This is a genomic window from Thermococcus sp. (assembly GCF_026991495.1).
Lineage (GTDB): Archaea > Methanobacteriota_B > Thermococci > Thermococcales > Thermococcaceae > Thermococcus.
Window position 1 is genome coordinate 1 of record NZ_JALXBJ010000012.1, and the last position, 12,080, is coordinate 12,080.

Below are 12,080 nucleotides of genomic sequence, written 5' to 3' on the forward strand. Positions count from 1 at the left end.
AAACCGGTAACAGAAGTAGGTGGATGAGTGCCCGTAAACCGAACCGCCCTTGGCGAGGGGTTAAACCGTTGGAACCCTCGCCTTTCAAGGCGGGGAGGAGGTCAGCCCTATTATTATCGTGCTTGAGACCGCGCTGGACGTCGTTGTGGACGACGTTGAGCTGCTCGAACTGGAGGAGGCTGAGCTCGATGACGAGCTTGAGCTCGGGCTTGAACTCGCTGATGGGCTTGAGCTCGTGGTGCCCCCTCCTCCGAGGCATCCGCTGGCCACTACCGAAAAAAGAACTAAAAACACTATCAAAACCGCAGCGTTGCTCCTCTTCACGGGTTTCACCCGAAGTCTCTTTATGCATATCAGGGTTTTAAACATTTTGTTATTAGCCTTGTATAATCGTCAACGATTTTTATTTTACTCCCATGTAAATCTTTCCGAAGTGTTAGCCTGGCAAAGGTTAATAAAGTCCGCCTTCCAGTCCCCCCTCATGAACTGGGAGCAGTGGAGGCCGTTCTACCTCAGGATAGTCCGCGAAATGGGTTACTCGGTCGAGAAGGACAGGGAAGCTTCCCACCTCCTTCGCGCTCTCCTCCTTGAAAGCGATGAGTACATCCTCAGGGAGGAGCTCTCGGCGGTCATCGGGAAAAAAGCCTACGTCTTCGGCGCAGGCCCGAGCCTTGAGGTGGCTTTGAAGGAGTTCGACTTCTTGGATGGGACGCTTATAGCGGCGGATGGAGCGACCTCGGCCCTTCTTGAGAAGGGCATAGCTCCCGACGTAATCGTGACAGACCTCGACGGCAGGGTTCCCGACCTCAAGATAGCGAACGAGGGAGGGGCTTTCATGGTAATCCATGCCCACGGGGACAACGTTAACAAGCTCAAGGCCTACGTCCAGCTCTTCTCAAGGATCCTCGGGACGTGCCAGACGGAACCGCTCGACATCGTCTACAACTTCGGCGGTTTCACCGACGGCGACAGGGCGGCTTTCCTTGCGGAGGCCTTGGGGGCGAGGGAGATAACCCTTGTCGGCTTCGATTTTGGAGAGACCGTTGGGAAGTGGAGCAAGCCCTTCCTGAAGGATCACTCGCCGGCCTGGGAGAGCAAGAGGAAGAAGTTCGCCTTTGCACGGGAGCTCCTCGAATGGCTGGAGAAAAACGGGAGGGCGAGGCTGGTATACGCCAGCCCCTGATGATTGACCCCCTCCTTCACCTCTTCCTGTACAGCAAAGCCGGCAGGACTATCAGGGCAACGGCAAAGGCCGGGCCGCAGATGCCCTTCTTTCCCCCGCTCGGAAGCTCGTACTTGAACTCGACCCTGTCCGGGATCTTCCCCATTAGGGCCTGGTAGTCTTTTAAGGGCGTCCCGTAGCGGAGGAAGACGCTGCTCCTGATGACAACCTCCCGGTCGCTGACCTTCTCCACGGTCATGGAGACGCTGTTCCCGTTGAGGGTGACGTGCACGTCCTCTGGAAGCTCGGTGAACTTCGCCCCCTCCGGAAGGGTGAACCTCGTGACCTTGGTCTCGTTGAGGTTGGCGTCGAGCCTGTTGAGGAACTGCATCGTTCCGAGCTCAAGCTTTGGGTCGTAGGCGTAGACGTAGCTCCCGTTGACTTCCTTAGTGAAGTTCTGGAGGATGAAGTGGTACCTGACGACCAGCGGGCCGGTGGAGTTGAGGTTCAGTATCCTGACCTTCCCAGCTTTCACGGTTACGCCCTGTTCCTGGAACTGCTGGGCGTACTTCTGATAGAGGCTGTTTTCAGCCTTCTCTACACCCTGGTAGGTTATCTGGAACTTCAGGTAGCTTATGTACGATTCGGGCTCCTTGTACTCCTCAACGCTGTCGAAGACTGTCTGGTTCTTCTCCACCGTTATGTTGTTGAATATCGCCATCTTCCACGTCGTCGAGTTCTCGGAGCCGCTTCTCCCGGCGTACTGGATTACAAAGGTTCTCGGCTTCCCGTATATAGCCTGGATGTCCGCGTAGGTGACGCCCTTCGCGAAGTATATCGTCGACCTTATCGTCACCGTGTTCCCCTCTCTGGTAACGTTTATGCTGACGTAGCTCCCGTGCGATTTTGCCGTGTAGTTTCCGGGGAGAACCTTTAAGGTGGCACCCAGGGGCAGGTGAACGATGAACGTGTTTTCGAGCATGACGCTCCCGTTGAGCTTGGTTGGGTCTATCTGGGCCAGATCGGCCACCCGCAGGACGTCGAGGGTCACCTCCCAGACGCCGTCGTAGGAGTAGTACTTGGCGAAGTTCGGGACGTAGCCCCTAACCACGGTCTCCAATGGGCCGGTGGAGTTGTAGCCTATTATCTCAGCCGTCGCGTTCTTGAGGGTCAGGCCCTCTCCAGCGAGCTTCTGCGTCGCCTGGCTGATGAACAGCTTCTCGGCCTTTTCAAGCCCCGCCTGCACGATGCTCTCCTTCGTTTTGTTCAGGAGATCTGTCGGGCCGTAGAGGGTTGTGTTGAGGGTTACGTTGGCCCCCCCATCCCATTGAATCCAGTACTCGTTTCTCTGGCCCTCCTGAAAGCCACCGGCGGCGGAGAGGCCGGCGGTCAAAGTCCCCGCCACTAAGAGAAGAGCGAGCAACAGGCCGTATTTCCTCATAACTTTACCTCCAATCGTCCTGCCTTAGACTGGGGTTAGAGTATATTAAACTTTGCCATGGAGAGGTTTATAAGCGGGAGGTGGTAGGGGGGTTAGGTGACCCGAATGAAGACCGAGCGCGCTAAGGACATACTCCTTCAGCTTTTGAAAATCCCCTCACCCTCCGGCAGGGAAGACAGGATAATGCTCCACATCATGGAGTTCCTCCACAGACTCCACTACGACGTCCACATCGAGAGCGACGGGGAGGTAATAGACCTCGTCGTTAACCCCGACGCGGAGCTCTTCTACGAGGTTCACGTTGACACGATTCCGGTAAGGGCCGAGCCGTTCGTCAGGGGCAACATACTCTACGGAACCGGGGCGAGCGACATAAAGGGCGGCGCGGCCGCGATACTCCTCATGATGGAGAGCCTGAGGAGGGAGAACAAAGACCTGAACGTCGGAGTGGTCTTCGTCAGCGACGAGGAGTTAGGGGGAAGGGGAAGCGCCCTCTTCATGGAGCGCTACCGGCCGAAGATGGCCGTCGTTCTTGAGCCGACCGATTTGGAGGTTCACATAGCCCACGCCGGCAACATTGAAGCTTATTTCGAGGTGGATGGGAAGGAGGCCCATGGAGCGTGCCCCGAGAGCGGGGTCAACGCCATAGACGAGACCTACAAGATGCTGGAGGAGCTCAAGGCCCTCGAACCCTTCAAGCAGAAGGGGAAGTACTTTGACCCGCACATAGGCATTCAGGAGCTCCTCTGCGAGAACCCGGTCTATCTGATTCCAGCGCTCTGCAGGGGCCGCTTGGAGGCGAGGCTTCTCCCGAACCAGGAAGTTGAGGACATACTCGACCTTCTCGACCCGATACTCGACGAGTACACACTCAAATACGAGTACACCGAGATATGGGACGGCTACGAGCTTGAGCCGGACGAGGAGATAGTCCAGCTCGCCAAGAAGGCTATGGAGAGAACTGAAATAGACGAGTTCGGTGGAATGAGGAGCTGGACGGACGCGATAAACTTCATGTACAACGGGACGAAAACCATAGTCTTCGGCCCCGGGAACCTCGACATCTCCCACACCAAGAACGAGCACATCGATGTGAGGGACGTAGTTACTGCCAGCGAGTTCCTCAAGGTTCTCAACGAGATCTACAGCGGCGGGTGAGGTAAGGCCTATTAGCTAATATCCCCCACCAGTAACTGGTGGGGGGTATGCTCTTCAATCCAAAGCCCAAGAGGAAGAGGGAAGAGCTCTACGACCGGGAGGACGAGCTCTCAACCGTTGAGCGTTCCATCAAAAAAGGTGTTCCCCTCGTTGTCCTCCTCGGGATAAGGCGCCTCGGGAAGAGTTCACTTCTGAACGTGACCCTGAACGAGAGCCCGGTAAAAAGTGTCAAGATCGATGCCAGGAGGGTTTATTCACAGCTCGGGAGCGTTCCCCAGAGCGCACTCGCGGAAGTTATCCTCAAAGGCTACCTCAAGGCCTTCCCCTGTGAGAGGATTAGGGAGGCAATAAAGGGAATCAGAGGCGTCCGTATTGCCGGAGCAGGCCTTGAACTGAGCGTGGCTAAAGGGGGTGAACCTTTCCGAAGTTCTTGAGCGGATAAACTCCCTCGGTGGGAGGTTTGTTATAGCCATAGATGAGGCACAGTACCTGAGGTTCTCCAGCGCCAGGTACGCTGAGCTTATAGCGTGGGCAACCGATGAACTTGAAAACGTCAGCTTTATCCTCACCGGTTCTGAAGTTGGCCTTCTTGAGGACTTCCTGCGCATCCACGATCCGGAGTCGGCCCTCTTCGGGAGGGCACACGTGGAGATAAAGCTGAAGCGTTTTGAGAGACGCCAGAGCCTCGATTTCCTCAGGAAGGGCTTTGATGAGATAGGCCTCGAAGTTAGGGCTGAAGAACTCGAAGAGGCCGTTGACGAACTCGATGGGATAGTCGGCTGGCTCACCCTCTACGGCTACAACCGCTACCTCGGCCTCTCCCACAGGGAAGCCCTCAAAAAGCTCAAGGAAGATGCCAAGAGGCTCGTAGTCAGCGAGTTCTCAAAGCTGAAAGAACTTTCGCCCCGCTACGAACTGGCCATGAAGGCTGTAGCAAACGGCAGGCACCGCTGGCGGGAAATCAAGGAGGCTGTTGAACTCCTCGAGGGCAAGAAAATAGACGACAAGAACTTCTCCAACGTCCTCAACAACCTCGTCCGCTACGGCTACCTCGAAAAGACCGTGGAGGGATACTTCATTCCAGACCCATTAGTGGAGCTCGCGTTTAAGTGAGGGCACCAGTTACTGGGGGTGCTTTTAAACCTCCCTCCAGCCGAGCTTAACCTTGTGGACTATTACGTCAGCTTTCTCCACGAGCTCCGGCGGAATGTCGAGGCCCTCCTCAAGGCGTGCCTTTATCTGGTCCTTCAACGCTTTGATTTCCTCGATCACCTCCCCACTCGCGTAGTGAGCGAGGTCGCCGGCGTACTTGTAGGCCCCCGCTAAGTCGCCTATCTTGAGGTTCACGAGCAGCAGCTCCCCAGTGTAGTAGGCGCTCCTCGACAGATCCCTATCCCCGACAGATTTCTTCAGGCTCCTCCTGTACTCCATTCCTAAGAACAGTGCGAGCTCACCCTGAAGCTCGGCTGTGCTCTCGTAGCGCTCCTCCCTCCTCTTGGCGAGGCAACGCATTATAATGTCGTCAAGGGGCTCAGCATCGGGGTTGAGCTCGCTCGGCCTTTCGGGGGTTTCATAGACTATCGAGGAGCTGACCTCCACAAAGTCCTCGCCCTCGAAGGGAAGCTTCCCCGTCACAAGCTGGTAGAAGATAACCCCCAACTGCCAGATGTCGGTTCTCTCGTCCGTTGAGCCGAACTTCGATTTGCTTATCTGCTCGGGGGCGGCGTAGTAGGGAGTGAAGCTCGCGAACGTGCTCGAGCGGCTCTCCTTCAGGACTTTGCTGAGCCCCCAGTCGCTTATCTTCGGGATCCCGCTCTTGAGGAGGATGTTGCTCGGTTTGAGGTCGCGGTGGATTACCCTCTTCGAGTGTGCGTACTTTAATCCTTCAGCGATGTCAAAGACGATTCTCGCGGCCTCCATTGGCGGGAGATAGCCCCTCCTCCTCAGGAGGTTTTCAAGCGAGTCCTCGCAGTACTCCATCTCGAAGAACGGAACTGGAAGAATGTTGTAGTCGTAGACCCTCACAATGTTCGGGTGCTTGAGCTTCGTCCAGTTCTCTATCTCGCGCAGGAAGGACTTTCCAGTTGCCGGGTCGAGACTTATCGGAATTTTTATCGCTACAACTTTTCCGTCCCGCTTTCTCTTGGCCTTGAAGACCCTCGCAAAGCCGCCTTTGCCTATGAAGTCGACGTCGGTGTAGAGCTCAGCCAGCTCCAGCGGGAATGTCTTGGGCGTCGTCGGGGATGGTGTGAACTGGGCTGGGGTGTAGGCAGGAGCGGCCGGAGTGGATGGCTGGACAGGGGGTGCAATAGCTTTTTCCTCAACTTCAACGGGGATAACCTTCTCGGCCTCGATTTCGAGGCCGTTTACGATGGCTTTAATCTTGATTCTGAAGTCGAATTTTCCGGCGTACTTGGGCTTTACGGTAATGCTCTTGGAGACCTTTTGACCCCTCTTGAGCTCGGGGAACTCAAGGTTTTCCTCCTCAAGCTCGAAGAAGTCGTTCCCGGAGAGGTCAAGGGTTGCCTTGAGGGAGTCGGCGAGGTTGTTGGTAAGGGTAAGCTTGACAGTCGATTCCAAGTCCTCAATAAATCTGGGGACTGAGGTGGAAAGCTCCCCTGGGATAACATTGACCAAAACTTTCTTGGCTTCTTCCTTTGCCTCTTTTGAACCCTCCTTAATAGCCTGATTCAAGAACCTTAACTTCTCTTTGTAATCCCTTGTTTTGCTTGCAAGGGTTAAGTAAAGCTCTCCAAGCTCTCCAGATGAGACAAGCCTTGCATCTACTTTTGTCTTGTAATCAATCGCTGGCAATTCAAATACAACATCAAACCATCCCCACCCTAAATCGCTTTTTTTCTGCGCTCGAATGACCTTCACAATACTTTCACCGGCTTTAAGCTTCAATGGTATCTCATTCGCTGGGGAGGAAAAGTGCCTATCATTTTCGGGCTTCACTTTGATATCCACGTCGGGGATGCCGCGGTTTGATGCAACTATAAAGACGTCAGCTTCATTCTTTTTTTCATCCCCCTTTGAAATAAGGACGCTAAAATCAATTATGAAATCAATCAGGGTTGTATCAAACTCTTCCCCAAGCTTTTTCCTTGCTCTGGTTAGGTAATCCCAGACTTTTTGGTACTCTCTCCTTCCAATGGCCCTCCAGAAGTTTGTGAGTTCCTCAACTTCAGAATCATACTGAACCCTGATCTTGGTGCTCCCTTCCACTATGGAAGTTTTCACAGGGACGCCTTCTATTGGCTCAAAGACCTTCTTCTTTACCTTGACTTTCTTGGGGACTCTAATCGTCTTCGGGACTTTCACAGTCTTTTTGACTTTCTTCTTCCTGAGTAAGCCAACCGTTTCCCAGACTTCTTTCTCTTCGTAGATTGTCTCCTCCTTAAAAGTCTCTTCTTCAACCTCGATCTCTTTCTCTATTCCGGATGCTGTCACCGTAACGTCCGAGTCAGCAACTTTTGCATTGCTCTCCATTACTATTGCGTTTGAATCACGGGAGAACCCCTCCAAATCTCCATCCGGCGGGAGACGGAGAACCCAGATATCCCACCATTTTGACCCAAAACTTGCTGTATTGCCCGCTATTATAATATTGCCTCCCTCATCCAAGAGGACAGATGCAGCCTCATCATTACGGCTTCCTCCATAGGTTTTCTGCCATTTAACGTTCCCGTTCTCGTCAAGCCTGAGAACCCAAGCGTCCCTGTCACCAGCGCCGAAGCTGTAAGTCCCTCCAGCTACGATAATATCACCATTATCAGCGATAGCAATTGCATTGGCCCACTCATTATCGCTTCCTCCGTAGGTTTTCTGCCACTTCACGTTCCCATCAGCGTCAAGCCTGAGAACCCAAACGTCTCCCAAACCAGGGCCGAAGCTCCGAGTGGAGCCGGCCACGATAACGTCACCATTAGGAGCGATTGCAACCGCGTTAGCCTCATCCAAGTAGCTTCCTCCGTAAGTCTTCTGCCACTTCACGTTACCCTCTTTATCCAGCCTAAGAACCCAAGCATCCCTACCACCAGCGCCGAAGCTCCGAGTGTAACCGGCCACGATAACATCACCGTTGGGAGCAATCTTCACGTCGTTGAAGCCGTCGTCTTTTTCACCGCCGTAGGTCTTGAACCACTTAACTTTCCCGTCCCCGTCTAAGCGGGCGACGAAGGCGTCCTTTTTGTCTTTCTTCTCCACGTAGCCCGCGACGATTACATCGCCGTTCCTACCCATGACAACTGCCTTAGCTTCTCCAAGCCCGTAGGTTTTAGCCCATTTTACATTTCCCTCCTCATCAAGCCTCAGAACCCCAACGGTGTAGTTATCATTGGAATCCCTAATGGAACCAGATACAATTATATCCCCCTTTGGGGCCACTGCAAGGGAGTAAAAATTGCTCCCCCTGTATGACTTTTGCCATTTGACTTCTCCTTTTGTGGTAAGGCGTGTTATACAGCCCCCAATGACATCTCCACCAGCTATTAATACGTCCCCTTTATACATTGTGGCATCATGGACAGCCACCCAGTTGTATGTCTTCACCCAGTACGACACGATGACCACCACCGGTGATTGTCCTTCAATCTTGGGCATCGAGGTATTTAGAAATTTCGGTTAGGCGCAAGGCTCCCATTCTGTTGCTTCCTTTAATCGAAACGCATTTATATATAATCGTGCTTAGATATAATGGTGGTTAGATGAAGTTCATAGACCGCGAGCGAGAGATGGAGATTCTTGAGAGGGAGTGGGAAAACAGGCCGTCCTTTGTGGTGCTCTACGGCAGGAGGAGGATCGGAAAGACGAGGCTCTTAAGGGAATTCTCAAAGGGAAAGAGGACTTTCTTCTTCACCTTTCCGGAGGCGGTTAAAACCGTTCAGATGGCCGAGTTCAAGAAGGCCCTCTCGGAGTTCCTGGGAGATGGACTTATCCTCAAGCTTGAAACGGACAACTGGCTCGACCTTCTCATTTACCTCGCCGAAAGGATTGATGACTCGCTCGTAGTCCTCGACGAGTTCACCTATGCGATAAAATCCGACAGAAAGATCCTCAGCGATCTCCAGAGGGTCTGGGATGGGATTTTGAGCGAGAAAAACGTCATGCTCGTCCTTTCTGGCTCGCTCCTTGGAATGATGTGGGACGACGTTCTAAGCCACGCCTCACCGCTCTACGGCAGGAGGACGAGGAGCATCCATTTAAATCCCCTCGGCTACACCAGCGCCCTAAAGTTCTTCAAAGACCCTGAGTACGGGATTAAAGCTTACATGCTCGTCGGCGGGATTCCACCTTACCTGAGACTCGCCTCGCGCTACGAAAGCGTCGAAGCCTTTGTAAAGGAGGAGTTCCTGAGCGACTACGGCTTCTTCTACGACGAACCCTACGTCATCCTCACTGAGGAACTTAGGGAGCTGAAAACCTACTTCTCCATTCTCCGGGCAATGGCGAGTGGAAACAGACGCCTTGAGGAGATTGCCAACTTCGTAGGCCTCCCCGCGGGGAGTGTCTACCCCTACGTGGAGACCCTCATGCGGCTCGGGCTGATTGAGAAGGAAACCCCCATCTTGGGAAGCAGGAAGGCAACCCTCTACAGCATAGCCGATCCCTCTCTGCTCACGTGGTTCACTCTCACCTATCCCCAGCTCGATCAGATTTCCCTCGGGACTGCTAAGTTAGATGACCTCTATAAGGTCTTCCCGGTTCGCTTCGAGGAACTTGCGAGGGAGTTCTTAGTCGTAAAGAGGCCAATTGAGTTTGAGAAAATCGGCAGGTGGTGGTATAAGGGGGAGGAGATAGACATCGTGGCGATAGACGGGAGAACCGCCTATTTGGTAGAGGCCACGTGGAAGGATCTGGGCAGGAAGGACGCAGGAAGGGTTTTAAAGGCACTCGAAAGGAAATCAAAGCTCGTTAGGTTCGATGGGGGGTTTAAACTCGGACTCATCGCGAGGAAAGTCGAGGGGAAGGAGGAACTCAGGAGCAGGGGTTACACCGTCTGGGATATGGAGGACGTTCTGAGAGGTGGCGGGCCATCCTCACACCCATCTTCCAATCAATTTTTAAGCTCGGGCGCCTTAGCTAAGTTAAGGTGAGAAAGGTGCACCTGATGGAGCTACCGCGGGAAGTCCTCCTCGGTGAGAACTTAGCTGGAGAAGCCGTGAACGTTGCGAAGAGGCTCAAGCTGGGGAAAAAAGTTCTCGTTCTCTACGGCCCCAAGACAAGAAAGATAGCCGGGGAGGAGGTTGAGGAGAACCTCTCCCAGGAGTTCGAGGCTTCTGGAGTTGTCGTTAGGGGGGCCACGATGGGGGAAGTCGGGAGGGTTATGGGGCTTGCGAGGGAGCTCAAAGCCGACTGGCTCATAGCGGTCGGCGGCGGGAGCATAATAGACGTCGCCAAGTTAGCCTCCTACCGTCTGAAGCTGCCCTTCATCAGCTTCCCGACGACGGCTTCCCACGACGGTATAGCGAGCGCCAACGCGTCCATAAAAGACCTCGGCTCGAAGACCTCGGTGAAGGCGAGGCCCCCGATAGCGGTCATAGCGGATGTGAGGGTTATCAAAACCGCACCCTACCGCTACCTCGCGGCTGGTGTGGGGGACATAATAAGCAACCTCACAGCGGTAAAGGACTGGCAGTTAGCCCACAGGCTTAAGGGCGAGTACTACAGCGAGTACGCCGCTTCGCTCTCCCTCATGAGCGCCAAGATGGTCATAAAGAACGCCGACATAATAAGGCTCGGCAACGAGGAGTCCGTGAGGAAAGTGGTGAAGGGTCTCATTTCCAGCGGCGTCGCGATGAGCATAGCGGGCTCTTCAAGGCCCGCCAGCGGTGCCGAGCACCTGTTCAGCCACGCCCTCGACATGCTCCTTGAGAAGCCGGCCCTGCACGGCGAGCAGGTCGGCGTGGGAGCCATAATAACCGCCTACCTCCACGGCCTCAAGTGGGAGCGCATCAGGGAAACATTAAAGAAGGTGGGCGCTCCAACCACTGCGTACGAACTCGGGGTGGAACCCGAGATCGTGATAAAGGCCCTCACGATAGCCCACACGATAAGGCCCGAGCGCTACACGATACTCGGGAAGGACGGGCTCACTTGGGAGGCCGCCGAGGAGGCGGCCCGGATTACGGGAGTGATATGACGATCATACTTCACGGAGGTGTTTGAATTGGTCATCACACTGGTTGGTGAAAAACTGGCGAAACCGGGTCTTGAGTTCATCTATTACGGACCCGCTGAACCGTGCAAGAGCTGCAAGCTGGCAAGGGTGTGCGTCGGAAACCTCGAACCCGGAAGGAGGTACCGCATACTGAGGGTTAGGAACATAGAGCACTCCTGTCCGCTCCACGAGGGGAAGGTCCGCGTCGTCGAGGTCGTTGAACCGCCGATACAGGTTCTTGTGGAGCCCCGCGCAGCCATACCCGGCTCAATGCTCACCCTTAAGTTCGTGGACTGCGACGACCCGAAAAAGGCCGAGCTCGCGAGGCCGGAGGGGCTCTTCGAGGGAGACCACGTGAAGGTGAAGGAGATTCTCGACGACGTCGAGTGCAACGGACGCAGGTACAAGCTGGTGACGGTGACGAGGGAGGGCTGAGCCTAACCCCGAGTTTCCCTTTCTCTTTCCCCGTTCTTTGAGGCCCGTTTTTCAATGGGAGACAACCCTTATTAACGGGTTCCCGGGAGTCTGAAACATGAAGGTGAAGGAACTCCTCGACATGCTGGACGGGACGATAGCGGATCTAAAGGTGGCCATAGTCGCCAACCAGAGCCGGTCCTTCGAATCACCGTACACAATGCTCGAATTCATACAGCGCGCGAACGAGCTCCAGGAGGATCTCGACGACCTGCTGAAGATCAGGGAACGGCTCTCCAGCCTGAACCCCGAGGACGAGGCGGAGGAGCACCTCTCGAAGGAGGAGCTCGAAGGGCTGATGAAGCTCATGAAGCTCCTCGAAAGCTCTAAGGCCCACGTCTATTAGGTGGTTCAAATGGCCAGACTCAAGCTCGCGGCCGGCGTCCTGCTCTTTCAGGCGGCGGTGAACTCCTATCAGTCCATGAAATCTCCCTGGGTGTACCTTCCCTTCGTCGCCCTCGACCTCATCCTCGCCCTCGGGGTCTGGAAGGAGAACCGGCCGGCCATCAAGGTGGCCCTCGTCTACCTCGGCATAGACCTCTTCCTCGCGATATTCTACCTGATGGCCGGGGTCTACCTCCAGGGAATCACCGCCATCCTCGACTTCTTGGGGGTTCACAACCTGATCGGCTACATCATGGAGCAGGTGCGAGAGGAGGGTGAGGAAGGGAGTTAATTATTTA

Annotated in this window: 12 protein-coding genes; 9 read left to right on the forward strand and 3 right to left on the reverse strand. The window is 54.6% G+C overall.

All coding sequences use genetic code 11. From position 1 onward, the window contains the following. Positions 1-259, reverse strand: a 259-nt coding sequence (locus MVB78_RS00695) for a hypothetical protein (protein ID WP_297486743.1), incomplete at its 3' end; no start/stop codon positions are given. Positions 260-481: 222 nt separating this feature from the next. Here MVB78_RS00695 and MVB78_RS00700 point away from each other — a divergent pair. After that, positions 482-1,183 carry a 6-hydroxymethylpterin diphosphokinase MptE-like protein gene (locus MVB78_RS00700; protein ID WP_297486747.1) on the forward strand — a complete coding sequence of 234 codons (702 nt, stop codon included), beginning with the start codon at positions 482-484 and terminating at the stop codon, positions 1,181-1,183. A 16-nt stretch (positions 1,184-1,199) separates the two neighbouring features. On the opposite strand, the gene MVB78_RS00705 is transcribed toward MVB78_RS00700, so the two are convergent. Next, positions 1,200-2,603, reverse strand: coding sequence for a hypothetical protein (locus MVB78_RS00705; RefSeq protein ID WP_297486750.1), 1,404 nt, complete (start codon positions 2,601-2,603; stop codon positions 1,200-1,202). 105 nt (positions 2,604-2,708) lie between these two features. Here MVB78_RS00705 and MVB78_RS00710 point away from each other — a divergent pair, with 105 nt between their 5' ends. Genes MVB78_RS00710 through MVB78_RS00715 form a run of 3 tightly spaced genes read left to right on the forward strand, consistent with a single transcriptional unit; the run spans position 2,709 to position 4,874 of the window. Continuing rightward, positions 2,709-3,761, forward strand: a complete 1,053-nt coding sequence (locus tag MVB78_RS00710; protein ID WP_297486938.1) for a M20/M25/M40 family metallo-hydrolase — start codon at positions 2,709-2,711, stop codon at positions 3,759-3,761. Positions 3,762-3,799: 38 nt separating this feature from the next. Next, positions 3,800-4,195: a hypothetical protein gene (locus MVB78_RS11310; RefSeq protein ID WP_366940171.1), complete on the forward strand. Its 396-nt coding sequence runs from the start codon at positions 3,800-3,802 to the stop codon at positions 4,193-4,195. After that, a complete protein-coding gene (locus tag MVB78_RS00715) occupies positions 4,173-4,874 on the forward strand; it encodes an ATP-binding protein (protein ID WP_367270971.1) in 702 nt (233 codons plus the stop codon). The genes MVB78_RS11310 and MVB78_RS00715 overlap by 23 nt, the downstream gene beginning before the upstream one ends. Positions 4,875-4,898: 24 nt before the next feature. On the opposite strand, the gene MVB78_RS00720 is transcribed toward MVB78_RS00715, so the two are convergent. After that, positions 4,899-8,336 carry a protein kinase gene (locus tag MVB78_RS00720; protein WP_367270972.1) on the reverse strand — a complete coding sequence of 1,146 codons (3,438 nt, stop codon included), beginning with the start codon at positions 8,334-8,336 and terminating at the stop codon, positions 4,899-4,901. A gap of 134 nt (positions 8,337-8,470) precedes the next feature. Between MVB78_RS00720 and MVB78_RS00725 the strand changes: the two genes are divergently transcribed. The 5 genes from MVB78_RS00725 (at position 8,471) to MVB78_RS00745 (ending at position 12,073) form a co-directional block, all read left to right on the forward strand. After that, positions 8,471-9,859: an ATP-binding protein gene (locus MVB78_RS00725; protein WP_297486752.1), complete on the forward strand. Its 1,389-nt coding sequence runs from the start codon at positions 8,471-8,473 to the stop codon at positions 9,857-9,859. A gap of 5 nt (positions 9,860-9,864) precedes the next feature. Next, a complete protein-coding gene (locus tag MVB78_RS00730; protein ID WP_297486755.1) occupies positions 9,865-10,905 on the forward strand; it encodes an NAD(P)-dependent glycerol-1-phosphate dehydrogenase in 1,041 nt (346 codons plus the stop codon). 27 nt (positions 10,906-10,932) lie between these two features. Then, positions 10,933-11,358 carry a UPF0179 family protein gene (locus MVB78_RS00735; RefSeq protein ID WP_297486758.1) on the forward strand — a complete coding sequence of 142 codons (426 nt, stop codon included), beginning with the start codon at positions 10,933-10,935 and terminating at the stop codon, positions 11,356-11,358. Between the two features lie 97 nt (positions 11,359-11,455). Further along, on the forward strand, positions 11,456-11,743 hold the full coding sequence (locus tag MVB78_RS00740) for a hypothetical protein (RefSeq protein WP_297486761.1): 288 nt from the start codon (positions 11,456-11,458) through the stop codon (positions 11,741-11,743). Positions 11,744-11,752: 9 nt separating this feature from the next. Beyond that, positions 11,753-12,073, forward strand: coding sequence for a hypothetical protein (locus MVB78_RS00745; protein WP_297486763.1), 321 nt, complete (start codon positions 11,753-11,755; stop codon positions 12,071-12,073). Positions 12,074-12,080: the final 7 nt, after the last annotated feature.

Bases quoted from the DNA above. Each gene is read 5' to 3' on its own strand.
- MVB78_RS00700 (WP_297486747.1), top strand. From the start codon at position 482: ATGAACTGGGAGCAGTGGAGGCCGTTCTACCTCAGGATAGTCCGCGAA.
- MVB78_RS00705 (WP_297486750.1), bottom strand. From the start codon at position 2,603: ATGAGGAAATACGGCCTGTTGCTCGCTCTTCTCTTAGTGGCGGGGACT.
- MVB78_RS00710 (WP_297486938.1), top strand. From the start codon at position 2,709: ATGAAGACCGAGCGCGCTAAGGACATACTCCTTCAGCTTTTGAAAATC.
- MVB78_RS00725 (WP_297486752.1), top strand. From the start codon at position 8,471: ATGAAGTTCATAGACCGCGAGCGAGAGATGGAGATTCTTGAGAGGGAG.
- MVB78_RS00740 (WP_297486761.1), top strand. From the start codon at position 11,456: ATGAAGGTGAAGGAACTCCTCGACATGCTGGACGGGACGATAGCGGAT.
- MVB78_RS00745 (WP_297486763.1), top strand. From the start codon at position 11,753: ATGGCCAGACTCAAGCTCGCGGCCGGCGTCCTGCTCTTTCAGGCGGCG.